The 24044-nt window shown below is 69.6% G+C and carries 24 protein-coding genes; 17 read left to right on the forward strand and 7 right to left on the reverse strand.

From position 1 onward, the window contains the following. Positions 1-159 precede the first annotated feature (159 nt). From VMJ70_07825 to VMJ70_07850, 6 genes are all read right to left on the reverse strand, one after another. Positions 160-1845 (reverse strand): PQQ-dependent sugar dehydrogenase, encoded by a 1686-nt coding sequence (locus VMJ70_07825; protein ID HTO91024.1) that lies wholly within the window; start codon positions 1843-1845, stop codon positions 160-162. A 154-nt stretch (positions 1846-1999) separates the two neighbouring features. Further along, positions 2000-2443, reverse strand: coding sequence for a methylmalonyl-CoA epimerase (mce, locus tag VMJ70_07830; protein ID HTO91025.1), 444 nt, complete (start codon positions 2441-2443; stop codon positions 2000-2002). Then, positions 2440-4032 (reverse strand): methylmalonyl-CoA mutase family protein, encoded by a 1593-nt coding sequence (locus tag VMJ70_07835; protein HTO91026.1) that lies wholly within the window; start codon positions 4030-4032, stop codon positions 2440-2442. The genes mce and VMJ70_07835 overlap by 4 nt, the downstream gene beginning before the upstream one ends. 62 nt (positions 4033-4094) lie before the next feature. Beyond that, positions 4095-4610, reverse strand: coding sequence for a biotin/lipoyl-containing protein (locus tag VMJ70_07840; protein HTO91027.1), 516 nt, complete (start codon positions 4608-4610; stop codon positions 4095-4097). Next, a complete protein-coding gene (locus tag VMJ70_07845; protein HTO91028.1) occupies positions 4607-6118 on the reverse strand; it encodes an acetyl-CoA carboxylase biotin carboxylase subunit in 1512 nt (503 codons plus the stop codon). The genes VMJ70_07840 and VMJ70_07845 overlap by 4 nt, the downstream gene beginning before the upstream one ends. Then, positions 6115-6495 (reverse strand): holo-ACP synthase, encoded by a 381-nt coding sequence (locus tag VMJ70_07850; GenBank protein HTO91029.1) that lies wholly within the window; start codon positions 6493-6495, stop codon positions 6115-6117. The genes VMJ70_07845 and VMJ70_07850 overlap by 4 nt, the downstream gene beginning before the upstream one ends. Positions 6496-6667: 172 nt before the next feature. Here VMJ70_07850 and tgt point away from each other — a divergent pair, with 172 nt between their 5' ends. The 13 genes from tgt (at position 6668) to VMJ70_07915 (ending at position 18715) form a co-directional block, all read left to right on the forward strand. After that, positions 6668-7819 (forward strand): tRNA guanosine(34) transglycosylase Tgt, encoded by a 1152-nt coding sequence (tgt, locus tag VMJ70_07855; GenBank protein ID HTO91030.1) that lies wholly within the window; start codon positions 6668-6670, stop codon positions 7817-7819. Between the two features lie 24 nt (positions 7820-7843). After that, complete coding sequence (gene yajC / locus VMJ70_07860; GenBank protein HTO91031.1) at positions 7844-8170, forward strand: preprotein translocase subunit YajC; 327 nt, start codon at positions 7844-7846, stop codon at positions 8168-8170. Beyond that, positions 8170-8715 (forward strand): peptide deformylase, encoded by a 546-nt coding sequence (def, locus tag VMJ70_07865; protein ID HTO91032.1) that lies wholly within the window; start codon positions 8170-8172, stop codon positions 8713-8715. Before yajC ends, def begins: the two co-directional genes overlap by 1 nt. Before the next feature lie 10 nt (positions 8716-8725). Beyond that, a complete protein-coding gene (gene fmt, locus VMJ70_07870; GenBank protein HTO91033.1) occupies positions 8726-9691 on the forward strand; it encodes a methionyl-tRNA formyltransferase in 966 nt (321 codons plus the stop codon). Next, a complete protein-coding gene (rsmB, locus tag VMJ70_07875) occupies positions 9688-11454 on the forward strand; it encodes a 16S rRNA (cytosine(967)-C(5))-methyltransferase RsmB (GenBank protein ID HTO91034.1) in 1767 nt (588 codons plus the stop codon). The genes fmt and rsmB overlap by 4 nt, the downstream gene beginning before the upstream one ends. After that, a complete protein-coding gene (locus VMJ70_07880) occupies positions 11451-12212 on the forward strand; it encodes a PASTA domain-containing protein (GenBank protein HTO91035.1) in 762 nt (253 codons plus the stop codon). The genes rsmB and VMJ70_07880 overlap by 4 nt, the downstream gene beginning before the upstream one ends. Then, positions 12209-12943 carry a ribulose-phosphate 3-epimerase gene (gene rpe, locus VMJ70_07885; protein HTO91036.1) on the forward strand — a complete coding sequence of 245 codons (735 nt, stop codon included), beginning with the start codon at positions 12209-12211 and terminating at the stop codon, positions 12941-12943. Before VMJ70_07880 ends, rpe begins: the two co-directional genes overlap by 4 nt. A 93-nt stretch (positions 12944-13036) precedes the next feature. Further along, the gene (locus tag VMJ70_07890) at positions 13037-13711 is read left to right on the forward strand and encodes a Spy/CpxP family protein refolding chaperone (protein HTO91037.1); all 675 of its coding nucleotides are present in this window, start codon (positions 13037-13039) and stop codon (positions 13709-13711) included. 109 nt (positions 13712-13820) lie between these two features. Further along, entirely contained in the window at positions 13821-15149 is a 1329-nt protein-coding gene (gene ffh / locus VMJ70_07895) for a signal recognition particle protein (protein HTO91038.1), read from the forward strand. Between the two features lie 20 nt (positions 15150-15169). Beyond that, positions 15170-15616, forward strand: coding sequence for a 30S ribosomal protein S16 (gene rpsP / locus VMJ70_07900; GenBank protein HTO91039.1), 447 nt, complete (start codon positions 15170-15172; stop codon positions 15614-15616). Positions 15617-15674: 58 nt separating this feature from the next. After that, the gene (locus VMJ70_07905; protein ID HTO91040.1) at positions 15675-16016 is read left to right on the forward strand and encodes a tetratricopeptide repeat protein; all 342 of its coding nucleotides are present in this window, start codon (positions 15675-15677) and stop codon (positions 16014-16016) included. Between the two features lie 94 nt (positions 16017-16110). Further along, on the forward strand, positions 16111-17385 hold the full coding sequence (serS, locus tag VMJ70_07910) for a serine--tRNA ligase (protein ID HTO91041.1): 1275 nt from the start codon (positions 16111-16113) through the stop codon (positions 17383-17385). A gap of 49 nt (positions 17386-17434) precedes the next feature. Next, on the forward strand, positions 17435-18715 hold the full coding sequence (locus VMJ70_07915; GenBank protein HTO91042.1) for a HAMP domain-containing sensor histidine kinase: 1281 nt from the start codon (positions 17435-17437) through the stop codon (positions 18713-18715). Here VMJ70_07915 and VMJ70_07920 read toward each other — a convergent pair whose 3' ends face one another. Beyond that, on the reverse strand, positions 18716-19621 hold the full coding sequence (locus tag VMJ70_07920; protein HTO91043.1) for a DUF4097 family beta strand repeat-containing protein: 906 nt from the start codon (positions 19619-19621) through the stop codon (positions 18716-18718). 140 nt (positions 19622-19761) lie between these two features. Between VMJ70_07920 and VMJ70_07925 the strand changes: the two genes are divergently transcribed. From VMJ70_07925 to accD, 4 genes are read left to right on the forward strand one after another with little or no spacing between them, the layout of a single operon-like run. Continuing rightward, positions 19762-21345 (forward strand): bifunctional response regulator/alkaline phosphatase family protein, encoded by a 1584-nt coding sequence (locus VMJ70_07925; protein ID HTO91044.1) that lies wholly within the window; start codon positions 19762-19764, stop codon positions 21343-21345. Between the two features lie 19 nt (positions 21346-21364). Beyond that, the gene (gene tsaE, locus VMJ70_07930) at positions 21365-21841 is read left to right on the forward strand and encodes a tRNA (adenosine(37)-N6)-threonylcarbamoyltransferase complex ATPase subunit type 1 TsaE (protein HTO91045.1); all 477 of its coding nucleotides are present in this window, start codon (positions 21365-21367) and stop codon (positions 21839-21841) included. Then, a complete protein-coding gene (rimI, locus tag VMJ70_07935; GenBank protein HTO91046.1) occupies positions 21838-23082 on the forward strand; it encodes a ribosomal protein S18-alanine N-acetyltransferase in 1245 nt (414 codons plus the stop codon). The genes tsaE and rimI overlap by 4 nt, the downstream gene beginning before the upstream one ends. A 19-nt stretch (positions 23083-23101) precedes the next feature. After that, positions 23102-24040, forward strand: coding sequence for an acetyl-CoA carboxylase, carboxyltransferase subunit beta (gene accD, locus VMJ70_07940; protein ID HTO91047.1), 939 nt, complete (start codon positions 23102-23104; stop codon positions 24038-24040). Positions 24041-24044 lie beyond the last annotated feature (4 nt).

Consider the following 24044-nt stretch of genomic DNA (forward strand, 5'->3'; position numbering starts at 1 on the left):
GCGGGTCTTGATTCCACCTGGCTCGCGGCCGCGGTCCGCTCGCCGGCGCTCTTCGGGGGTCAGCGGCGCGACCGGCAATCCCGCGCCGGTCAGGTGCGGCCGGCCGTCAGCGATGGCCGGGTGAGCTTCTGAAGCTCAGACGTGCTCGCTCGGCTCGCGTCACCTCACCCGCGCGATTCTCTGCACTCGCTCTTCGCCGCTTGATCGCGCGCGCGCGAAGTAGAGCCCCGGCCCGACCGACTCGCCCGAGCGCCCGACGCCCGCCCACATCAGAGTGCTGTGTCCGGCCGGAAGCTCGCGCGGCTCCGCGCGCCAGATCTCCCGGCCCATCACGTCGAGGATCGTGAGCTCGACCGGCCCGGGCCGCGAGAGGTCGAGGCCGAGCACCACGGCGCCCCGGCTCGGGTTCGGGCGCGGCGGGGCGAGCCGCAGCGCCGGCGCGCCGAGGGACGTCGCTACCGACGTCGTGCCGGTCCACGAAATCCGCCGCACCTCGCCGCTCCACAGCGAGACGTACCAGAGATCGCCGTTCAACGGATCGTTGGCGAAGCTCACCGGTCCGTCCGCGTCGGTCGCGAGAGCTTGAAAACTCAGGAAATTGTCGCCCGGGTCGGTGCGGACCAAGCCAATCCAGCCATTCAGGTGATCGCCGCACACATAGGCGTTGCGATACTGCTGCGGCCACTCGCGCGCGTCACTGAACACTCCGCCGATCACCACCTCGCCCTTGGCCACCGCCGGGAAACTCGAGTCGGCGCTGGCGTGGTTGAACCAGATCAGCGGCGGCGACGGCGGCGAGGGATTCGCCGCGGTGCCGATGGTCGCGCATCCGCCCGACGCCGGCGTCGCCGCCTGATAGCCGGGGCTCGGCGCCGGGCCCTCGTAGCACGGCCAGCCGAAGTTCTGGCCGCCATGATCGGCGACGTCCACTTCTTCCCAGGTACTCCAGCCGACGTCGGCGATGTAGAGAGTGCCGGGAGAGCCCAGCGAAGGATCGAGCGACCCGGTGAAAGGCTTGCGCGTGATTCGAAACGGATTGCGCAACCCGTAGGCCCACACCCGCGACAACGCCGAGCCCGGGTCGCCGTCCCAGAACGGATTGCTCGGCAGTCCGCGACCGGTGGCAGGATCGATGCGCAGGATCTTCCCGTCGAGGCTCGAGAGAAACTGCGAGCGAAACGCGCCGATGTCCTCCACCGGATCGCAGCGCCCCGGCAGGAATAGGTTGGGATCGAGCCCGCCCGGGTCCACCGATTCGAAATGCGCGCCATCGCCGGCCGAGAGCAGCAGCGTTCCATCGCGGCCCCATTCCAGATCCGCGATGGTGTGCGTGCCCGAGCCCGACGCCAGCCCGTTCGCCCAGGTGACGCCGAGCAGCACCGTGCGGGTGCCGTAGTCCACGGTGTTGGAGTCGGTGGCGCTCAACTGGTAGCGCGTGAGGCGCGCGAAGGCCGCGGCGTAGTTGTCCAGCTCGATTCCGTCGGAGTCCGGATCACAGGTGTACAGGAAATATAGGTAATGGTTGTGCAGGTAATCCGGATCCACCGCGATCGAGAGCAGGCCGCGATCGTCGGTATTCAACACTTCTTCTTCGCGCACCCAAAGCGGATGCCGCACCGCGCCATCCACCACGTAGACGATGCCGCCCTTCTCGGCCACCAGCATCCGACCGCCCGGCATGAACAGCATCTTGGTCGGGTAGTCGAACGCCCACGGCAGTGGCTCGGCCACGAAGCCGGGCGTGAGCGTGAGCGCCCGCGCCGCGCCGGGGAGAGCGAGAATCAGCACCGCCAGAACCGCGATGCGCGCGGCGCAGGAACGAAGGCCAGCGGAAGTGGCGGTCATCGCAGCAGAGAATTGCGATTCGCGGGCCAGGATTTCGCCGAGAGCCGCGGGCGATCCCCGCATTCCACGACCGACTTGGCGCCGGCCCCCGGCCGCAGGTCCGCCCGCCTGCGAAAATTCGCCCGCGCGGCGGGTGGGGAGCCCCAGCTCCGGCTCAAGTCTCCGGCTTCCGCGCGCGCGCCTGACACAGCTCGAGCAGCACACCTCCCAGGCTCTTCGGGTGGAGGAACGCCACCGAAGTGCCATGCGAACCCGCCCTCGGCTCGGCGTCGATCAGCCGAATGCCGGCGCTGCTCGCGCGCGCGAGCGCCGCGCGCAGGTCGGATACTTCGAGGCTCACGTGATGGAGGCCGGGCCCTCGCGCCTCGAGAAACTTCGCCACCGTGTGATCCCGCGAGCGTGGCTCGAGCAGCTCGAGGGTCACGGGCCCCAGGTTCAGAAACACGACGCGCAGCGCGCCGCCGTCGAGCAACTCCTCGGGGCCCCGCGTCGCGCCCAGCGCCGAGACCAGCGTCGCGGCCAGCGCATCGGCGTCGGGGGTCGCGATCGCGACGTGGGCGAGTCCGGTCACCTTCGCGGGCTTCGTCGAACCGCTCATGAACTCCCCGGCTGGTGCACGCCGAACACGCCGCGCATCACGTCGCAGACCTCGCCCAGGGTAGCGCGTGCCTTGAGCGCCTCGAGGATCGGCGGCATCAGATTTTCGCTCCCGCGCGCGGCGCGCTCGAGACGCGCGAGAGCGGCCGAGACCGCCGCCGGCCGTTCCGCTCGCCACCCGGCCAGCAGCCGCGCGCGCTCCGCCTCGACCCTGGGATCATGGCGGAACGGCGCGCTCGCCGCCGGCTCGCTCTCCGCGAAGCGATTCACACCGACCACCACGCGCTCGCCCGACTCCACCTCCCGCTGCCAGCGATAGGCGGCCTCGTGGATCTGCTGCTGGACCCAGCCCTGGCGAATCGCCTCGAGCATCCCGCCGAGGTCGTCGATCCGCGCCAGCAGCTCGCGCGCTCGGGCTTCGAGCGAGGCGGTGAGCGACTCGATCGCGTAGCTGCCGCCCAGCGGATCGGCGGTGTCGGTGACGCCGCTCTCGTGGGCCAGCACCTGCTGGGTGCGGAGCGCGAGCAGCGCCGCGTCCTGTGAGGGCAGACCGAGCGCCTCGTCGAACGAGTTGGTGTGCAGGGACTGCGTGCCCCCCAGAACGGCCGCCAGCGCCTGAACCGTGGTGCGCACCACGTTGTTGAGAGGCTGCTGGGCGGTGAGCATCGAGCCCGCGGTTTGGGTGTGGAAGCGGAGCTTGAGCGCCTCGGGATCGCGCAGGGCAAGACGCTCGCGCAGTAGCATCGCCCACAGCCGGCGCGCGGCGCGAAACTTGGCGATCTCTTCGAGGAAATGATTGTGGGCGTTGAAGAAGAATGAGAGTCGCTTCGCAATCCGCTCGATGTCGAGCCCGCGTTTGCGCGCCGCCTCGAGGTAGGTGAGCCCGTTCCCGAGCGTGAAAGCGATCTCCTGGGCGGCGGTCGAGCCGGCTTCCCTCATGTGATAGCCGCTCACCGAGATGCTGTTCCATTGCGGCACTTGATCCGCGGTGAACGCGAAGACATCGGTGATCAGCCTAAGGCTCGCCTCCGGTGGATAGATGTAGGTTCCGCGGGCGATGTACTCCTTGAGCACATCGTTTTGCACCGTGCCGCCGAGCTTCTCGCGAGCGATCCCGCGTGCGTCGGCCACCGCCACGTAGAAGGCGAGCAGCAGCGGCGCGGTGGCGTTGATGGTCATCGAGGTGCTGATGCGATCGAGCGGCAGGTCGTCCAACAACGTCTCCATATCCGCGAGGCAGGAGATCGCGACACCCACACGGCCGACCTCGCCGCGAGCGCGCGGATGGTCCGAGTCGTAGCCCATCTGAGTCGGCAGATCGAACGCCACCGAGAGCCCTGATTGGCCCTGCGCGAGCAGATATCGGAATCTCTCGTTGGTCTGCGCCGCGGTGCCGAAGCCGGCGTACTGGCGCATCGTCCACAGGCGCGAGCGATACATGGTGGGATGGATGCCGCGCGTGTACGGCGGCTGGCCCGGCGGCGGTGTGCGCGCCGCGAGATCGCGCGGCAGATCGCCGGGCTCGAAGGCCTCGGGCAATGGAATCCCGCTGGTGGTGGCACGCGGCTGCGCCCCGGCGCGCTTCCGCACACGCTCGGACCTAGTGGAAGCGCGGCGCTTGGCCGCCGGCTTTCGCGCGGCGCGCGCCACCGTCAGGCGCCCTCCGGCTTGAGGCGCACCAGCGGCTGGCCGGCGGAAACCGAAGCCTTCTCGCTCGCCAGCAACTCGCTCACCACGCCACCACGGCGCGCGGTCAGCTCGTTCTGCATCTTCATCGCCTCGACCACCGCCACCGATTGCCCCGCGGCCACGTGATCGCCGACCTTGACGCGATAGGCGACCAGCAACCCGGGCATCGGCGCGTTCACGGTCTCCCCGGCGGCTCCCCCGCCCACGTGTTTCTGAGACTGAAGCAGCTTCTCGAGCGGATGCCGCACCTCGACCGGCAGTGCGGCGCCGTGATAGCTGACGTCCACGCCGTCGCCTGAAGGTGCCACGCCCACTTCGTACGAACGCCCGTCGACCAGCAGCGAGTACACCTCGCCGTCCGGAAGTCGCAGGAAGTCGGCTTCGACCCGCCGCCCTTCGAGATCGAGCACCAGCCGGCCGCCCTCGGTATGGAATTCGACCTCGGCGGAATGATCCTCGAGCGTCACCCAGAACCTCACCTGCGCCTCCGGTCCGACTTGCGCCGCATCGGCCACTTCCACGCCGAGCGCGCGCCGCCGTCCTCGGCCGGGAGGTTGACGCGCAACCGCTCGTCGCGCGCGTGCAGCGCCGCCGCCAGCACCGCGACCTCGGCCGCTTCGTGCGAGGGCGCGAGCAGCCCGGGCTGAAAGTGCTCGTCGAGGAAGCTTGTGGAGAGCCGCCCGGCCGCGAACTCGGGATGCGCGGCCAGCCAGCGATGGAAGCCGATGTTCTGTTTCACCCCTTCGAGCACGAATTCGTCGAGCGAGCGCAGCAACCGCCGGCGCGCGCGCTCGCGGTCCTCGCCCCACACCACCAGCTTGGCGAGCAGCGAATCGTAGTAGATCGGGATCTCGAATCCGCGATAGACGCCGGCGTCGTTGCGCACCCCCGGCCCCTGCGGAAAGCGCACGCGCTCGATGCGCCCCACCGAGGGCAGGAAGTTGCGCGACGGGTCCTCGGCCAGGATGCGGGCTTCGATCGCGGCGCCGCGCGGCGCGGGCGGGGAGTCGCCGAACGAAAGCGGCCCACCCTCGGCGATCGCGATCTGCTCGGCCACCAGATCGAGTCCGGTCACCAGCTCAGTGACCGGATGCTCGACCTGAAGCCTCGTATTCACTTCCAGAAAGAAGAACTCGCCGCGCTCGTCCAAGATGAATTCGACCGTGCCGGCATTGAGATAGCCGACCTGTTTCGCGATCCGGATCGCGGCTTCGGCGAAACGCGCGCGGATCGCCGGCGTGAACGCGGGCGACGGCGTCTCTTCGAGCAGCTTCTGGTGACGCCGCTGCACCGAGCACTCGCGCTCGCCGAGGAACGCCACGCGGCCGGTCGAATCGGCCAGGATCTGCGCCTCGACGTGACGCGGCCGCTCGAGATAGCGCTCGAGGTAGACGCGATCGTCGCCGAACGCGGACGCGGCCTCGCCCCGCGTCAGCGACCATGCGGCTTCCAGCTCGGATGCCGCGCGAACCACGCGCATGCCCTTGCCGCCGCCGCCTGCCGCGGCCTTGAGCAGCACCGGCCAGCCGAGCTTCTCGGCGACCGCCGCAGCCTCGCGAACCGACGACACCGGCCCGTCGGAGCCGGGCACCATCGCCACGCCGGCGGCGCGGGCGGCGGCCCGGGCGGCGAGCTTGTCCCCCAGCGCCTCGATGGTTTCCGGAGCGGGTCCGATGAACGCGATGCCGGCCGCGGCGCAGGCCCGCGCGAACTCCGCGTTCTCGGCGAAGAAGCCGTATCCGGGATGGATCGCGTCGGCCTTGACGCGCACCGCGGTCTCGATCACGCGGTCGAGATTCAGATAGCTGTCGCGCGAGGGGCCGGGGCCGACCGGATACGCCTCGTCGGCCAGCAGCACGTGCAGCGCCGCACGGTCCGGCTCGCTGAAGATCGCGATCGAGGTGAGGTCCAGCTCGCGCAGGGTGCGGATGACGCGAACCGCGATCTCGCCGCGGTTGGCGATCAGCACGCGACGGATCGGCTTCATCCCTCGATCACCACGCAGGCGACCGCGATCCCACCGTCGTGCGCCAGCGTCAGGTACGACGCCGTGCAGCCCAGCGCCTCGAACCGTTGATGGGCGGCTCCGGTCAACGTGAGCGTCGGCTGGCGGCCACCGGGCTGGTTCACCTCGATCTGGGTCCAGCCCACGCCGCCGCTCATGCCCGTGCCGAGCGCCTTGGAAGTCGCCTCCTTGGCGGCGAAGCGCGCCGCCAGGTGGGGCAGGGGGTCTTTGTGCCCCTGGCAGTAGGCGCGCTCGGAATCCGTGAACAGGCGCTTCAGCATGCGCTCGCCGAAGCGCTCCAGCGTCTCGGCGATGCGCGAGACCTGCACCACGTCCACCCCGATACCGCGAACCGGCATGCCGGCCTCCGAGCGCAGGAAAGTGCGGGCGAAAGGAGGCGACTGTAACGGGAACGGCGGCGGGAGCCAACGGCGCTCGCGGCCGCCGCCCGGCGGGCTTGACGCGTTTCGCCCGCTCCCCCTAGAGTCTTGCCTCGAACGTTCGCCGCGGTTGCGGCCCCTGCATGGCCCGATGGCCTTCTCCTTCACGCTCGAATCCCAGGATCGGACGACCGCGGCCCGTGCAGGCAGGATCCGCACGTCTCACGGCGAGGTGTTGACGCCGGCCTTCATGCCGGTGGGAACGGTCGGCTCGGTCAAGACCCTGGCGCCCGACGAGCTGGAGGCGGCCGGAGCCGACGTTCTTCTCGCGAACACGTATCACCTGTGGCTGCGGCCGGGTTCCGAGACGGTGCGAAAGCTCGGCGGCCTGCATCGCTTCATGGCGTGGAATCACGCCATCCTGACCGACAGCGGCGGATTTCAGGTGTTGAGCCTGTCGCCGCTGCGCAAGGTCCGGGACGAGGGAGTCGAGTTCCGTTCGCACCTCGATGGTCGAAAGCTGATGCTGTCGCCCGAACGGGCGATCGCGATCCAGGACGAGCTCGGCACCGACATCGCGATGTCGCTGGACGAGCCGCTCGAGCTGCCCGCCGCGCGCGAGAAGGTGGCCGAGGCGGTGGACCGGACGGTGCAGTGGGCGCGGCGAGGGTTCGCGGAACGCGAGCGGCTGCGCCAGGAAGGGCGCGGCGAGATGGCGCTGTTCGGCATCAATCAGGGCGGCACCGACGGCGCGGAACGCGCGCGGTGCTTCGAGGGAATCGAGAAGACCAACTTCGACGGCTACGCCCTCGGCGGACTGTGGGTGGGCGAAGCGCGGTCGCTGAGCCTGGAGATGGTGGAACGTGATTGTTCGAGCTTTCCGAAGGACCGGCCACGTTATCTGATGGGAGTGGGGCATCCGGTGGATCTGGTGGACGCCGTCGCGCGCGGCGTGGACATGATGGATTGCGTGCTCCCCACGCGAAACGCGCGGCGCGGCACGGTATTCATCTCGACCGGGCGACTGGTGGTCAAGAATTCGATTTACGCGCGGGACCCGCGGCCGCTCGATCCGGAGTGCGACTGCTCGACCTGCCGCACGTATTCGCGCGCCTATCTGCGCCACCTGTTCGCCGCCGGCGAGCTGCTGGCCATGCGGCTCGCGTCGGTGCACGCGGTGCACCACATGGTGCAGCTGTCGCGCCGCGCGCGGCAGGCGGCGCTGGCGGGCCGCTACGCGGCGTTCCGTTCCGCATTCATTGAACGATTCGAGAGCGGCGAGCATCTGGCGCCCGCCGCCTAGCACGACACAACCCGGGAGAACCTCATGTGGACTGATGCGCTCGCCCAGTCGAAGACCGCGGCTCCGACCGCGAATCCGAGCATGACGCTGCTGCTCCAGCTGCTGCAGTTCCTGCCGATCTTCGTGATCCTCTACTTTCTGCTGATCCGGCCGCAGCAGCAGCGCCAGAAGAAGGCGGATCAGATGCTCAAGGAGCTGAAGAAGGGCGACCGCGTGGTGACCAGCGGCGGGATCATCGGCACCATCGTCGGAGTGGACGACGCCAAGGCGGTGCTGCGGATCGCCGACGACGTCAAGGTCGAATTCACCAAGAGCTCGATCGTCCAGATCCTGGCCGGAGAATCCAGCTGATGCCGATTCGCGCGGTGCGTCTCTACGGCGATCCGGTGTTGCGCCAGCGCGCCGCCGAGGTCACCGAGTTCGACGGGACGCTGAAGGCCCTGCTCGACGAGATGCGCGAGACCATGAAGGCCTACAACGGCGTGGGCCTGGCCGCCAACCAGATCGGCGTCCTGCAGCGCGTCGCGGTCGTGGACGTGCCACGTGAAGACGGGCCGCGCGAGCGCTACGTGCTGATCAATCCGGTGATCGAATCGCGGTCGGGCACGATCCGGGGCGAAGAGGGTTGCCTCTCGATTCCCGGCATCTGGGAGGACGTGACGCGCTCGAAGAAGATCCGCGTCAGCGCCCGGAACGAGCAGGGCCAGCCGTTCGAACTCGAGGCGGAAGACTACCTGTCTCGAGCGATTCAACACGAGGTGGATCATCTCGACGGGGTGCTGTTCGTGGACCGGCTCTCGGCGCTCAAGCGCCAGTTCCTGCGCCGCCCGCTCGAGGCGCTGGCGCGAGGCGAGCTGCCCGAGGACTACAAGCCTCCAGCCGAGATGATGGGATGAAAGGCGCTCGATGAACGGTCCGTCGCGGCCGCGCGTGGTGTTCATGGGCACGCCCGAGTTCGCGCTTCCCGCGCTCGAAGCCGTGGCGCGGATCGCCGACGTGGTCCGGGTGGTGACGCGGCCCGACCGGCCGGCGGGACGAGGCCGAGTGCCGACCGAGTCGCCGGTGGCACGGCGCGCGACCGAGCTCGGCCTCGACGTCCTGAAGGCCGAGGCTCCGAACTCGACCGCCACGCGCGAAGCGCTCGCCACGTTCGGGCCCGATCTGTTCGTGGTGGTGGCGTTCGGAGCGATCCTCTCGCCCGAGCTGCTGCGGATTCCGCGCCTCGGCTGCATCAACCTGCACGGGTCGCTGCTGCCGCAGTATCGCGGCGCTTCGCCGGTGCAGAGCGCGCTGTGGGACGGTTGCCCGGGTACGGGCGTCACCACGCTGTGGATGGACGAAGGAATCGACACCGGCGACTGCATTCTGCAGCGCTGGACCCCGATTGAGGCGTCCGACGACGCCGCCAGCCTCGGCGACAAGCTGGCGCGACTCGGCGGCCCGCTGCTCGCCGAGAGCGTGCTGCTCGCGCACGCCGGACGCGCGCCGCGCCGCCCGCAACCGCGCGAAGGCAGTTACGCTCGGAAGTTGAGGAAGCGCGACGGGCTGATCTCGTGGGGTCAGGACGCGGTGACGGTGTGGAATCGCCAGCGCGCCGTGACGCCGTGGCCGGGCGCCACCACGCTCTCCGGCGGCCGTCGGCTCATCGTGACTCGCGCCTGGCCGCATCATCGGCTGAGCGCCGATGCGCCTCCCGGCACCGTGCTCGCGATCGAGGATACTCGGGTGGCGGTGGCCTGCTCGCCCGGCGTGCTGCTGCTCGAGCGCGTGCGCCCCGAATCCAAGAACGAAATGGCGGCCGGTGAATGGGCGCGCGGCGCCCGCATCGCTCCCGGCGAACGCCTGACCACCCCCGAGGAGATACCCGCGTGAACCAAGAACGTCCCGACCGCGAAGCGCCGCCGCCCCGCGAACCCGGCGAGCCGGTCGAGCCGGGCGCGTCCGAATCGACCCCGGCCCGGCGCCCGGACGACCCGAGGCGCGGCGACTTTCGCCGGCGCGGCCGCCGTGGCCCGCCGCGCGATCCCTCGCGCGACTTTCCCCGCGATCCCGGACCCGGTCAGGCCATCAATCGTTCGCGACCGATCTACGAGCGCAACGGCCAGCCGCCGGGCAATCGTGGGTTCAATCGCGGCCGGCCCGACTGGCAGCGTTCGAGCGGCCGCCCCGACGATCCCCGTCGCGGCAACCGCGGGCGCCCGGGATCCGGGAGCTCGGGAGGACGCCGCGCGCAGGGCCCGTTCGATCCGCGCGTGTCGCGCGGTCTCCCGCAGCGCCAGCGGGTGGAGGAATCGGCGACTCCGCCGCCGCTGCCCTCCAATCCACGCGAGGCGGCGCTGCGCATCCTGCAGGCGGTCGACACGCGCAGCGCGTTCAGCGATCGGCTGCTCGACGGCGCGCATCAGCGCGGCGGGCCCGAGCCGCGCGATCAGGCGCTGCTGCACGAGCTGGTGAAGGGCACCCTGCGCTGGCGTGGCCGCATCGACTGGGTGCTCGACCGGCTGGTGCACATCGGGCTGTCGCAAGTGCAGCCGTGGATCAAGAACGTGCTGCGTCTCGGCGCCTATCAGATCCTGTTCCTCGATCGCGTGCCCGCTCACGCCGCGGTCGACGAGTCGGTGAAGCTCGCCCACCAGTACGGGCACCCGGGCACCGCCGGGCTCGCCAACAGCGTGCTGCGGCGGCTGGCCGAAGAGAAGGACCAGATGCAGCCGCCCGAGGGCGACGACGCGGCATCGCTCGCGATCTGGGGTTCGCATCCGCAATGGATCGTGGAGCGCTGGCTCGAGCGCTTCGGCCCCGAGGCGACGCGCGCACTGATGGCTGCCGACAACCGGGCGATTCCGATTGGACTCCGCGCCAACCGGCTGAAGGTCACGCGCGCCGAGCTGATCGAGCAGCTCGCCAAGGAGGGCGTGACCGCAACGCCCGCCCTTCACTCGCCCGACGTGGTGTGGGTCGAAAACGCCGCCTCGCCCAACACCCTCGAACCGTTCCGGCGCGGGCTGTGCACCGCGCAGGACGAAAGCGAAGCGCTGGTCTCGCGCCTGGTCGGGCCGGTGTCGCACGAGCGGCTGCTCGACCTGTGCGCGGCGCCGGGCGGCAAGTGCACGCATCTCGCCGAGCTGATGGAGGACGAGGGCGAGGTGTGGGCGATGGAGCGCGCCGACGCCCGCGTCGAGGCGCTCGAGCTGGCGATCAAGCGGCTCTCGCTCCACAGCATTCACGTGGTGCAGGGCGACGGGCGCCATTATGACTTCCCGATGCCCTTCGACCGGGTGCTGGTGGACGCGCCCTGTTCGGGACTCGGCGTGCTCGGCCGACGCGCCGACGCGCGCTGGCGCAAGGGCCCCGAGATCCTGCGCCAGATGCCGCCGCTCCAGCTCGACCTGCTGCAGGCCGGCGGGCGCCGGGTGCGTCCCGGCGGCGTGCTGGTGTACAGCGTGTGCAGCTTCGAGCCCGAGGAAACCGTCGAGCTGGTGGAGCGCTTCCTCCGGCAGAATCCTTCGTTCATGCTCGAGTCGGCGTCCGGCCATCTGCCCGATTCGGTGGTGGACGAGAACGGGTTCATGCAGGTGTTCCCGCACGTCCACGGCTGCGATGGGGCGTTCGCGGCGCGGTTCCGCCGCACGTGAGCGACACCCCTTCGGGCGCCAGAGGGGGCTTTCGCCGCCGGTTGCTGGGCATGCTGTCGGTGCTGGCGCTCGCGCTCTCGGCGTTCGCGACCGGGCTCCTGATCTTCAACAACGTGGTGATGCCGCGCCTGATTCACAGCAACGCGGAAGTGCGCGTGCCGGATCTGGCCGGCCTCACGCTCGAGCAGGGCGAGAAGACGCTGGCGCCGCTCGGGCTCCAGCTGTCGCGCGCCGGCGAGCGCTTCGACCCGGCGGTGCCGCGCGGCTTCATCCTGTCGCAGGATCCGCCGGCCGAGACCCCGGTGCGCGGAAGGAAGCGCGTGGTGGTGGTGGTGAGCCTCGGCGAGGAGTTCAGCTCGGTGCCCGAGCTGTTCGGCGAGTCCGAGCGGGGCGCGCAACTCCTGATCGAGCGCGCCGGTTTGCGCATGGGCGGCATCACCCGTTCCCCGTCCGACGATGTGGGCGAGGGGCTGGTGCTCGACTCCGATCCGCCCGCCGAGGCGGTGCTGCCCCGCGAGACTTCGGTCGGACTGCTGATGTCGACCGGCCCCGGCACCGAGTACTACGTGATGCCCGATCTGATCGGACGCGAGATCAGCGGCGTGCGGCGCCAGCTCGAGACCTTCGGCCTTCGCGTGCTGACGCCGCCGGCGGCGCCGACCGTCGGCGCCATCGTGTTTGAGCAGCCGGCGCCCGGCTCGCGCATCACGCGCGACGTGAGCGTGGTGCTGCAGGCCACCGGGCGCGTGCTGCGATGAGTGGCGACGCGCGCGAGACCGCGCCGGCGCCGCCCGCGATGCCGCGTCCGAGCGCGGCGGCTCCGCTGATCGCGCCCAGCATCCTGTCGGCGGACTTCTCGCGACTGTCCGAGGCGCTCTCGATCGTGGACCCGGCGCTCGACTGGGTGCACTGCGACGTGATGGACAACCACTTCGTGCCGAACCTCACCTTCGGTCCGCTGATCGTCGCCGCGGTGCGAAAGCTGTCGCGCGCCTTCGTGGACGTGCACCTGATGATCGAGCGGCCCGAGCGGCTGCTCGGCGAGTTCCGAGCCGCGGGCGCCGATCAGCTCAGTATCCATCTCGAAGCGCCGCACGATCGCCCGCTTGCGCAGGTGCTGGCCACAATTCGCGCCGGTGGCATGCGCGCCGGCCTGGCCATCAAGCCCGGCACGCCGTTCGAGGCGGCCGAACCGCTGCTGCCCGCGATCGATCTGCTGCTGGTGATGACGGTCGAACCGGGCTTCGGCGGCCAGGAGTTCCGCGCCGCGATGCTCGACAAGGTGCGCGCCGCCGCAGCGTGGCGCGACCGCCATCGGGCGGACTTCCTGATCGAGGTGGACGGCGGGATCGCCCCCGGGACCGCCGGGGCAGCGCGCGCCGCGGGCGCTGACATATTTGTGGCAGGGAATGCCATCTATTCGCAACACCAGCCGCGTCTCGCCCTCGAGACGCTCCGGCGCGAGGTCGCCCGGCCGACCGCGCAATGAGCAACCCAACCCTTCGCCCCCGTTCCGAATCGAATGGCTTGTAGAATGAGACCGCCCCTTGTGCCTGGCGTCACTCCAACCCGGAGTTCCACCATGTTTCGCGTCAGACGTTGGCTTCCGGTGAGCCTCGTGCTCGCCCTGATCGCATTCCTCGGGCTCGCCACGATGGGTTCTGCGGCCCCCACTCCTCCCGATCCGCCCGATCCTCCCGCTCTCGCGCCGCCGGCGCCTGCGGCGCCACCGGCGATCCACATCTGGAGCGCGGACGACCTCGGCGATCTCGGCGACGGTCCGATGGCATTCATGGGCGACGACGAGCTGGCAGGCGCCGGCGCCGAGCTGATGGCCATGGCTTCGGGCTACGGCGGCTGGACGCGTGGCGAAATGGCCAAGACCCTCAAGCTGACCGACGATCAAAAGAGCAAGATCGACGCCCTGACCGACAAGCAGCGTCGCGCCGGCATCCAGGCGCGCGCCGACCTCGAGATCGCGCAGCTCGACATGGCCAAGCTGTTGCGCGCCGACAACCCCGACCGCTCGGCGATCGAAGCGCAGATCGACAAGATCTCGAATCAGCGCGCCGAGCTGCGCAAGGCCCAGGTGCGCACCATGCTCGACGTCCGCGCGGTGCTGACCCCGCAGCAGCGGGATCAGCTCAAGGCCGAGCGCGAGAAGATGCGCGCCGACATGCACGATCGCTTCCGCGGTGGCGCGGGACGTCATCGCGAGATGATTCGCGTGCGCAACACGCCGCTCGACACGCAGTAACGGCGGACCGAAAGACCCTCGCGGGCGGCGGGAGCGATCCCGCCGCCCGATTGTCTTTGGGGCGCGAACCTGTGCTAGGTTCCCCGCTTCGCCACGCAGGGTAGGGACCGTGTTCGAGGCACTCAGCGACCGTTTTCAGGGCATCATCCGCCATCTCACCGGCCAGGGCCGGCTGAGTCCCGACAACATCCGGGAAGCTTTGCGGGATGTCCGGCGCGCGCTGCTCGAGGCCGACGTCCAGCTCGACGTGGTGAAGGAGTTCACCTCCCGGGTCGAGGCCCGGGCGGTGGGTGAGGGGGTGCTGAAGAGCCTCACCCCCGGGCAACAGGTGGTGGGAATCGTCCATGACGAGCTGGTCAGCCTGCTCGGGAAGAGCCCGGTCACGCTTGCCGGCTCCCCGCATCTGCCCACGGTGGTGCTGCTCGCCGGATTGCAGGGCTCCGGGAAGACCACCTTCGCGGGCAAGCTCGCGCGCTGGCTCAAGCAGCGCAACAAGCGGGTGCTGCTCGCCAGCGCCGACGTCTATCGGCCGGCCGCGATCGACCAGCTGGAACGAGTCGCGACGACCGCGGAGGCCGGTTTCTGGCGGGCGCCCGAGGGAGCAACACCGCTCGAGATCGCGGCCGGCGCACTCGAGCAGGGGCGCACGCGCGGCTTCGATTTCCTGGTGCTCGACACCGCCGGGCGCCTGCAGATCGACGAGCCGCTCATGCAGGAGCTGGCCGATCTCAAGCGTGCCGTGCGCGCGCACCAGGTGATCCTGGTCGTGGACGGCATGACCGGCCAGGAAGCGGTGAGGATCGGCAGGACGTTCGCCGAGCGGATCGGAATCGACGGAGTGGTGTTGTCGAAGATGGACGGCGACGCGCGTGGCGGCGCGGCGCTGTCGCTGAGGCAGGTGACGGGAAAGCCGATCCTGTTCCTCGGCACCGGTGAGAAGCTGGACGGGCTCGAGGCGTTCGACCCGCAGCGGCTGGCCGGACGCATTCTGGGCATGGGCGACGTCGTCGGTCTGGTCGAGAAGGCGCGCGAGGCGGTGGACGAGGCCTCGGCGCGGCGGCTGGCCGAGAAGATGCGGCGCTCGGAGTTCACGCTCGAGGATTTCCTCGAGCAGATCCAGCAGCTCAAGAAGATGGGCCCGCTGGAGGATCTGATGGGCATGCTGCCGGGCGTGCCGAAGGAGGCGGTGGCGCAGATGCGTCCCGATCTCTCGAAGTTCCGGCGATACGAAGCGATTCTGCAGAGCATGACGCCGCGCGAGCGGCGCTCGCCGCGGGTGATCGACGGTAGTCGCCGCCGCCGGATCGCGGCGGGGAGTGGCACACGGGTGAGCGACGTCAATCAGTTGTTGAAGGAATTCGACCAGGCACGGACGCTGATGAAGCGCTTGAGACACGGACCGCGAGGGCTGGCCGCGCTGCGCGGCCGGATGCGGTAAACGAACGACGGAGGAGACTCATGGCAGTGGTGATTCGCCTGATGCGGGCCGGCGCCAAGAAGCGGCCCTTCTACCGGATGGTGGCCGCGGACTCGCGCCGTCAGCGCGACGGTCGCTTCCTCGAAATCCTCGGCCACTACAATCCCGTGGCCGACCCCTTCGAGCTGGTGGTGCAGAAGGACAAGGTCGAGGCGTGGATCTCGAAGGGCGCGCAGCCTTCCGAGCAGGTGGCCTCGCTGCTCCGCAAGCTGGGCATCGTGACGCGTTCGCAGCCGGCGGCGCATGCGGCGAGCGTCGAGGCTCCGGCCGCGGCGCCGGTCGCCAGGCCCGGGAAGGCAGCGAAGGCGACGTCCGCAAAGCCGGCGAAGCGAGCCGTCAAGCGCTCGGTGTCGGCGCGGAAGACCAAGGCGCGGGCCGCCCGCAAGGCCGGCAAGAAGCCGGCGGTGAAGAAGTCGGCCAAGTCGTAGCGAGCGGGCCCCCGAGGATTCGGCTCCCATTCCTTCCCGGGCTCGAGGCGCGGCGGGCGTGAGGCGCGCACGATCGGCATGCGGCCGGCTCGCGCTGCTCACCCTGCTGCTCGCCGGGTGCGGCGGCGGCGGCCTGCGCCCCGGGGCGACGACCGCGGGGCATGATGCCCAGGCGCGCGAACGCTCGCAGGCGTTCATCGACGCCGGCAACCAGGCCTATCAGGCCGGTGACTATCCGCTCGCGCTCAAGCGGTACGCGGCCGCCGCGGTCGCGGATCCACAGGATCCGGCGGCCTATTTCGGCATGGGCATGACGTTCACGCGCCTCAAGCGCGAGGACGAGGCGCGCGCGGCGTTCGCGAGGGCGCGGGCGCTGGCCGAGGAAGCGCGGCGGCGTTGAACAACCGCCGGCCGCTCTTGCAAGCCCAACGCCGATCGCGTTTCATGACGCGAATCCTCCGGCGCGCGTCCTCCCAACCGGGCTTCGTCCACACATGCTCGATCTGAAATTTCTGCGCACTCATCGCGACAAAGTGGAAGCCGGCGTTGCCCTGAAGGGCATGACCGTCGACCTCAAGACCTTCTACGGAGTCGAGGAACGGCGCCTGCAGGTCCTTCACGAGAGCGAGCAGCTGAAGGCGCGCCGCAACGCCGCCAGCGAGCAGATCGCGGCGCTCAAGAAAGGCGGTCAGGACGCTTCGGCCGAGATCGCCGCGATGCGCGAGGTCGGCGATCGCATCAAGGCGCTCGACGAGGAGCTGCGCAAGCTCGAGGAGGAGAGCGAGGCGCTGGCGGCGTGGATTCCGAACCTGCCGCACGAATCGGTGCCGCCCGGCCGCGACTCGGCGCAGAACCAGCTGGTGCGCACGGCTGGAGCCCAGCGCGAATTCGATTTCGAGCCGAAGCCCCACTGGGAGATCGCGACCCGCCTGGGGCTCCTCGACTTCGACCGCGCGCCCAAGATCTCCGGTTCGGGATTCCTGCTCTTCACCGGGCGCGGCGCGCGTCTCGAGCGGGCGCTGATCAGCTTCATGCTCGATTTCCACGTCGAGCGCCACGGCTACACCGAGGTTTCGCCGCCGCACGTAATCCGGCGCGCGGCGTTGTTCGGAACCGGCCAGCTCCCGAAACTCGAGGGGGACATGTACCTGATCGGCGAGGACGACCTGTTCCTGAATCCGACCGCCGAAGTGCCGGTGACGAACATCCATCGCGACGAGATTCTCGAGCCAGGCATGCTGCCGCGCTATCTGACCGCGTACTGCGCGTCCTATCGCCGCGAGGCGGGCGCCGCCGGCCGCGACACGCGCGGCATGATTCGCGTGCACCAGTTCGACAAGGTCGAGCTGGTGAAGATCGTGGCGCCCGAGACCAGCTACGACGAGCACGAGAAGCTGGCGCGCGAGGTCGGCGACATCTTCGAGGCCCTCGAGCTTCCCTATCGCGTCATGCTGCTGTGCACCGGCGACCTCAGCTTCGCCGCCGCCAAGTGCTACGACTTCGAAGTGTGGGCGCCGGGCTCGGCCGCCTGGCTGGAGTGCTCGTCGTGCTCCAACTTCGAGGATTTCCAGGCGCGCCGCATGGGCATGCGGTTCCGTCGAACGGCCGGTGCCAGGGTGGAGTTCCCCCATACGCTCAACGCGTCGGGCGTGGCGCTGCCGCGCACCTACGCCTCGCTGCTCGAGAATCACCAGCGTGCCGACGGATCCGTGGTGATCCCGGCGGCGCTGCGCCCGTACCTCAATGGCCTCGAGGTGCTGACGCCTTAGGCTCCGCGACGGAACCGAGCTTGGCCCGGAGAGCCGGAACGATGCGCGCATGATCGGCCCGTTGCGGATGAGCGGTTCGCAGCTGCTGCGCGCGGGGCTGTTCGTGGGTGCCAGCCTGCTCGCGGCTGCGGTCTTCATCTTCACCAATCAGGCGCTGCGTCGCCTCACGCACGAGGTCGAGACCACCTCGCGCGTGCTGGCGCGCTTCTGCGCCCAGGCCTCGATTCCCGCGACCCGCGATCCCGAGCTGCAGCGCATCTTCTCGGAGGTGCTCTCGGGCATCGAGTTCCCGATCGTCATCACCGACACGCTCGGCATGCCACGAGCCTGGCGCGAGATCGACGTGGACCCCGCGCTGGTGCCGGCGGCATCGATCGACAGCCTGGAGGACAACCTGCCGATCGCTCAGCCGATTCGCGACCGCATCGAGCGGGTGCGCGCCCAGGTGGTGGTGCTCGACCGTCTCAATACGCCGATCGCCATGACCCAGCCCGGCACCGGCGCCAGGCTCGGCGCGGTGCACTACGGGGCACCCCCGGTGCTGGAGCGATTACGACTGATGCCGGTGATCTCGGTGGTGGGCGTCATGGTGCTGCTCGCGCTCGGATACTGGGGTCTGGCCGGCATTCGCGAAGCCGACCGCCGCATCATCTGGGTGGGCATGGCCAAGGAGACCGCTCACCAGCTCGGCACGCCGCTCTCGTCACTGATGGGCTGGGTCGAGTTGCTGCGCGCCAATCTCGAATCCGGAGGCGGTGAGCGCGTCACGCTGGCACGCGCCGAGACCGAAGAGACGCTGGGCGAGATGGACCGAGACATCGAGCGGCTGAGCCGGGTGGCGCAGCGATTCAGCCACGTCGGCTCCTCGCCCAATCTGCAGCTCCAGGATCCGACGCCGGTGGTGCGCGAGGCGGTGGCCTACATGCGCCGGCGCATTCCGCAGGCGGCGGGCGAAGTCGAAATCGTCGAGCGCTACGAGGAAGTCCCCCCCATCAATCTGAGTCGCGAACTCCTCGAATGGGCGGTGGAGAATCTGCTCTCCAACGCGATCGACGCCCTCGATAAGCGGCCGGCTCGCATCACCGTGACGGTCGAGCGGCGTAGCCAGACCGAGGCGGTCGAGATCGTGATCGCCGACAACGGTCGCGGCATGTCGCTGGCCGAGCAGCGGCGCGCCTTCGAGCCCGGCTACACCACCAAGCGCCGCGGGTGGGGCCTGGGGCTGGCGCTGGCGCGGCGCGTGGTCGAGGAGTACCACGGCGGCCGGCTCGCCATCCGCCACAGTGCTCCCCATCAGGGCACGGTCATCGTCGCCAGCTTCCCGACCTAGCTAATCCGACGCCGCCAGCGTCAGCGTGCCGTCGCCGGTGCGCAGTCGCAGCAGCGGGCCGCCGCCGTTGATGAGGCCGCGGATCGTATGACGGTCGAGCTGCTCGCTCAGCGACACCGGCAATTGGAAGCGGATGACGCCGTCGCCGGCGTGCGCGTCGAGCTCGGCCTGCAGGTCCTGGGGGATGCGCACGGTCAGCGGGCCATCCGAAGTCTCAATGCTCCAGTCGTCGCGCATGCGCGAGCCCTTTTCGGCGGTGATCTCGACGCGCCCGTCGCCGCTCTTCTCCTCGATGCGGTCGAAGCGTCCCGAGAGCTGAACATGGCCGTCGCCGCAGCGCACCGCCAACGTGCCGTCGAGGCTGTCGCCGACTACGGCGCCGTCGCCACTGTGGAAGCTCATGTCGCCGCGCGTTCCGTGCGCCACGATGCGGCCGTCGCCGGTGCTGATTTCGACGTGGCCTTCCACCGGCTGTTCGAGCGTCACCGAGCCGTCGCCGCTCGAGATGAGCAGGTCACAGGTTGCCGGCAGGATCACGTTCACCTCGAGCCGCGTGTCCACGACGCCGAACAAGGCGAAGATCGTGGGCTGCCTGACGCTGAGCGTCACCTCGTCGCCGTTCTGCGTCATGTTGACGTGCGGCTCGCGAGGAGGGGAGGTGAAACCCCAGCGATGGTCCGAGTAGTGGACCTGGAACTCGACGTGACCCGAAGCGCCGGTGTGCACGACGACTCGGGCGTCGTCGCTGTTGACGTGTACGCGAGGATGCTCGCCGACCGTGAAGCTCTGGTCCCAGCTCCTGACCGTCGGCTCGCTGGCCAGGGCCGCGCCTGGCAGCGCGATCAGCGCGGCGAGCCCCGGAAGCAGGGAACGCAGCGGAACTCTCGACCTCCAGCTCGGCCACATGGCGCAGTCCTCCCAGGGTCTGCCGCTTATACGCCGGCTGGGCGCCCCGAGTTTCAGGCTCCAGGCCCGGGGTGGGCGGCACGGGCCGGACACCGGAACCCGGCTCGTCACCCCTTGACCGAACGACTATTCTGGCCGGCATGAGCGAACGACCACCCCGCCGCATCCTGTGGGCCGACGACGAGATCGACATGCTCCGGCCCCACATCAAGTTCCTGGAGCAAAAGGGCTTCGAGGTCACTCCCGTGCGTAACGGCGAGGACGCCCTGACCGAGATCGGGCACTCCCGATTCGACGTGGTGCTGATCGACGAGATGATGCCGGGGCTCGGCGGGCTCGCCACCCTCGACCGGCTCAAGGAGCGGGACGTGAGTCTGCCGGTCATCCTCATCACCAAGAGCGAGGAAGAGCGCCTGATGGAGGAGGCGATCGGCAAGCACATCACCGACTACCTCATCAAGCCCGTCAATCCCTCGCAGGTGTTCCTGGCCTGCAAGCGCGTCTTCGACACCCAGAAGATCCAGGACTCGCAGCGGGCACGCGACTACGTCGGCGAGATGCAGCACTGGCAGCTGCTCGACCGGCGCCGGCTCGACTGGGCGGGCTGGGTGGATCTGGCGGTCGACGTGGCGCGCTGGGACGTGGGACTGGACGGGGCGCCCGAGGCCGGACTGCAGCAGGCGCACGGCGACTTCCGCCGCAGCCTCAACATCGACTTCGGGCGCTTCATCGAGGATCACTACCCGGCCTGGGTCCACGACGCGACCCCGGAGGCGACGAATCGACCGATGCTTTCGACCGACGTGGTTCGGCACGCGGTGGTCCCGCACCTCCAGTCCGGGCGGCGCGTCATGTTCATCGTGATCGATTGCATGCGGCTCGATCAGTGGTTCACGCTCGAGCCTCTGCTCGAGGACTGGTTCGAGGTGAAGCGCGAGTACTACTGTTCGATCCTGCCCACCGCGACGCCCTATTCTCGCAACGCCATCTTCTCCGGTCTGCTGCCCGCCGAATTGCACAAGCGCCATCCGGATCTGTGGCAGGAGTCGAGCAACGACGAGCGCACCAAGAATCGGTTCGAGCGGCAATTGCTGGATCTGCAGCTCGAACGCCTCAAGGTGACCCCGGCGAAGGGCACCAAGTACATCAAGGTCTACGAGGCGGAGGAAGCGCAGAACACCCGGCGCCAGATCAATTCGTTTGCGGGGCTGTCGCTGGTCTCGATGGTGTTCAACTTCCTCGACATCCTCGCGCATGGGCGCAGCGACAGCGACATCCTGCAGGAGCTGGCCCCCGACGAGGCCGCGTTCCGCGCGGTGATGAAGGCCTGGTTCGTTCACAGTCCGCTGTATGAAATCTTCCAGGCTCTCGCCAATCAGGACTGCGCCGTGGTCGTCACCACCGACCACGGCTCGGTGCTCGGCCGGCGCGCGGCGCTGGTCCACGGCAATCGCGAGACCTCCACCAATCTTCGCTACAAGTTCGGGATCAATCTCAACACCGACCCCAAGCAGGCGGTGATCGTGCGCCGGCCGCTGGATTTCATGCTGCCGGACGACGGCCTCAACAAGAACTACGTGCTGGCGCGCGAGGACTACTATTTCGTCTATCCGACCCGCTTTCACGAGTACGAGCGCCAGTATCGCGGCTCGTTCCAGCACGGCGGCATCTCGCTCGAGGAGATGGTGCTGCCGCTGATGACGCTGACCTCGCGTCGCGGGTGAGCGGGAGCGGAATCCCTCGGTGCTCGATTCGTCCGGAGACGTCGCCGTGCGCCTGAGCGCCGCGGTCGAGGAGACCGAGCGCCTCGGCGAGGCGCTGGCGAAGTCGCTCGAGCCCGGCGACCGGCTGCTGCTGCTCGGGCCGCTCGGCGCGGGAAAGACGCGCCTGGTCGCCGGGCTCGCGCGCGGCCTCGGGGTGAAGGCGCGCGTGCGGAGCCCGTCGTTCACGCTGCTCCACGAATACCACGGCCGGGTGCCGCTCTATCACGCCGATCTCTATCGGCTGGAGGAGCGCGACGTGGCGGGACTGGGGCTCGAGGAGGCGCTCGAGCGCGGCGCGCTGGCGGTCGAGTGGGGGGATCGATTGCCCGCCGGCCTCCGCGACGACGCACTGACGCTCGAGTTCGAGTTGATCTCCGAGCGCGAGCGTCGCGTCACCGCGCGCGCCGAGGGTCCGAGAGGCCACGCGCTGCTCGAGGCGTGGAGGAGGCTGCCGTGACGCTCAAGGTGCGCCCCGGACCGGGACTCGCCATCGAGTCCGCGACCGAGCACGTCGAGGTGCTGGTGGTGGACGCGGCCGGCGAGGCCGCGTCGCAGGTGCGCGAGGAGGTCGGACACGGCCACACGCGACGCCTGTCCGCGCTGGTCGCCGAGGCGCTCGGCCGCGCGAAGATTTCGCCCGAGTCCCTGCTGTGGATCGCCTCGGATCTCGGCCCCGGTTCGTTCACCGGCGTGCGCGTGGGGCTGGCGACCGCCGCGGGACTCGCTCTGCCGTCGGGCGCCGCCCGGCTGGGCGCCTCGTCGCTGGCGAGCCTGGCGTTGTCCTCGGGTGCGCGCCGGGCGCTGCTGGTGCCGCTGGTGCCGGCCGGCCATCGCGATCTGTACGCGGGATTCTTCCGCGCCGACACGCGCGGTCAGATCCGGCTGCTCGCCTCGCCGCGCGTCGGTGATCTGGAGGCGGTGTTCCGGGCGGTGAATGAGGTGATGGCCCTGGTTCCGGGATTCGCGGTGAAGTTCCTCGGGCCGGGCGCGGGACGTGAGCGCGCGCGGCTCGAGGGCGCGTTCGAGGGCAGCACGTTTCCGGCCTGGCGCCACGATGGCCTTTCGGCCGAGGATCTGGCGCGCGCGGCGACTGCGGGCCTGGGTCCTGCGGCCGGCCTGCCCGCGCGCAGCGCGCCGTTCGAGCCGCTGTACGTGCGCCCCGCCCAGGCCGAGGAGCGGGTGCGACGGCGGGCGCTCGCCGGAATCCCGATTCGCATCCGCGAGTTCACGCCCGCGGACCTGAGCGCGGTCACGGCGCTCGAACGGCGAGTATTCGGCGATCCGTGGCCCGAGTCGTTCTTCCGCGAGGAGCTTTCGCAACCCCTGTCGTACGCGCGCATCGCCGAGCGTCCGTCGGCCGATGCGCCTTCCGGGCCTCCCCGCCTCGCCGGCTATCTGGTGGCCTGGGTGGGCAGCGAGGAGGGACACCTGGCCAACCTGGCCGTCGCCCCCGAGCAGCGGCGTGCGGGAGTGGCACGTGCTCTGGTCGAGGACTTGCTCAGTTCAGCGCGTCAGGCCGGCGTGAAATCTCTGTCTCTGGAGGTCCGGGTGAGCAACGATGCGGCTCAGGCGCTGTACCGCTCGTTGGGATTCCGTTTGGCGGGCCTCAGGCGCGGGTATTATCGTGACAGCGGAGAAGACGCGCTCATCATGCTGTGGAGCGCCCGCGCGCGTGACGCCATGCCCCTGACTCCCTGACGCGCCGGAAACCAAGCTCATGTCCTGGCTCAAACGCGAACGCAGCGGCATCCGCCCCGCCAAGCGGCCCAAGCGCTCCGAAGTCCCCGAGGGACTCTGGACCAAGTGCGAAGGGTGTGGCGAAGCGCTGTTCCAAAGCGTGCTCGCCGAGAACCTCTGGACCTGCCCGCACTGCAATCATCATTTCCGCGTGCCGGCCCGGACCTATCTCGAGTTCCTCGCCGATCCGGGATCGTTCTCGGAGCGCGATGCGAATCTCGAGGCGGCGGACCCGCTCGAGTTCCGTGACGCCAAGATGCGCTATCCGGACCGGCTGAAGGCCGCGCAGCGGGAGACCGGCCTGAAGGATGCTGTGCTCTCGGGAATCGCGAGCATCGGGAACGTGCCGGTTTCGCTCGCGATCATGGACTTCTTCTTCATGGGGGGCAGCATGGGCTCGGTGGTGGGCGAGAAGGTGGCGCGCGCCATCGAGCGCTCGGTCGCCGAGCGGCGGGCGCTGGTGGTGGTGACCGCGACCGGCGGCGCGCGCATGCAGGAAGGAATCCTCTCGCTCATGCAGATGGCCAAGACCTCGGCGCTGCTCGCGGTGCTCGAGGCCGAGCGACTGCCCTTCGTCTCCATCCTCACCGATCCGTCCATGGCGGGCGTGCTGGCTTCCTACGCCTCGCTGGGCGACGTCATCGTCGCCGAGCCGAACGCGCTGGTGGGTTTCGCGGGCGCGCGCGTCATCCGTCAAACCATCGGCGAGGACCTGCCGCCGGGCTTCCAGCGCGCACAATTCGTGCTCGAAAAGGGTTTCGTGGATCTGATCGTCCACCGCAAGCAGATGCGCGACGAAGTGGGTCGCATCCTGGGATACTTCTGGGATTCCACCGGTGGCTTCGCCGCGGAGGGCGCGCTCTCGCCTCACGCGACCGCGGGCGCGCCGGCTCAGGCAAAGGCCGGGTCGAAAACCTGACGCG

Origin of the sequence: Candidatus Sulfotelmatobacter sp., from assembly GCA_035498555.1 — a bacterium.
Classification (GTDB): Bacteria; Eisenbacteria; RBG-16-71-46; order RBG-16-71-46; family RBG-16-71-46; genus DATKAB01.

What these genes read in the sequence shown, in the direction of transcription:
- accD (HTO91047.1), top strand. Translation starts at nt 23,102, where the DNA reads ATGTCCTGGCTCAAACGCGAACGCAGCGGCATCCGCCCCGCCAAGCGG.
- rpsP (HTO91039.1), top strand. Translation starts at nt 15,170, where the DNA reads ATGGCAGTGGTGATTCGCCTGATGCGGGCCGGCGCCAAGAAGCGGCCC.
- fmt (HTO91033.1), top strand. Translation starts at nt 8,726, where the DNA reads ATGAACGGTCCGTCGCGGCCGCGCGTGGTGTTCATGGGCACGCCCGAG.
- VMJ70_07890 (HTO91037.1), top strand. Translation starts at nt 13,037, where the DNA reads ATGTTTCGCGTCAGACGTTGGCTTCCGGTGAGCCTCGTGCTCGCCCTG.
- VMJ70_07850 (HTO91029.1), bottom strand. Translation starts at nt 6,495, where the DNA reads ATGCCGGTTCGCGGTATCGGGGTGGACGTGGTGCAGGTCTCGCGCATC.
- VMJ70_07920 (HTO91043.1), bottom strand. Translation starts at nt 19,621, where the DNA reads ATGTGGCCGAGCTGGAGGTCGAGAGTTCCGCTGCGTTCCCTGCTTCCG.
- yajC (HTO91031.1), top strand. Translation starts at nt 7,844, where the DNA reads ATGTGGACTGATGCGCTCGCCCAGTCGAAGACCGCGGCTCCGACCGCG.
- VMJ70_07925 (HTO91044.1), top strand. Translation starts at nt 19,762, where the DNA reads ATGAGCGAACGACCACCCCGCCGCATCCTGTGGGCCGACGACGAGATC.
- serS (HTO91041.1), top strand. Translation starts at nt 16,111, where the DNA reads ATGCTCGATCTGAAATTTCTGCGCACTCATCGCGACAAAGTGGAAGCC.
- def (HTO91032.1), top strand. Translation starts at nt 8,170, where the DNA reads ATGCCGATTCGCGCGGTGCGTCTCTACGGCGATCCGGTGTTGCGCCAG.
- VMJ70_07915 (HTO91042.1), top strand. Translation starts at nt 17,435, where the DNA reads ATGATCGGCCCGTTGCGGATGAGCGGTTCGCAGCTGCTGCGCGCGGGG.
- rpe (HTO91036.1), top strand. Translation starts at nt 12,209, where the DNA reads ATGAGTGGCGACGCGCGCGAGACCGCGCCGGCGCCGCCCGCGATGCCG.
- tgt (HTO91030.1), top strand. Translation starts at nt 6,668, where the DNA reads ATGGCCTTCTCCTTCACGCTCGAATCCCAGGATCGGACGACCGCGGCC.
- VMJ70_07825 (HTO91024.1), bottom strand. Translation starts at nt 1,845, where the DNA reads ATGACCGCCACTTCCGCTGGCCTTCGTTCCTGCGCCGCGCGCATCGCG.
- VMJ70_07845 (HTO91028.1), bottom strand. Translation starts at nt 6,118, where the DNA reads ATGAAGCCGATCCGTCGCGTGCTGATCGCCAACCGCGGCGAGATCGCG.
- mce (HTO91025.1), bottom strand. Translation starts at nt 2,443, where the DNA reads ATGAGCGGTTCGACGAAGCCCGCGAAGGTGACCGGACTCGCCCACGTC.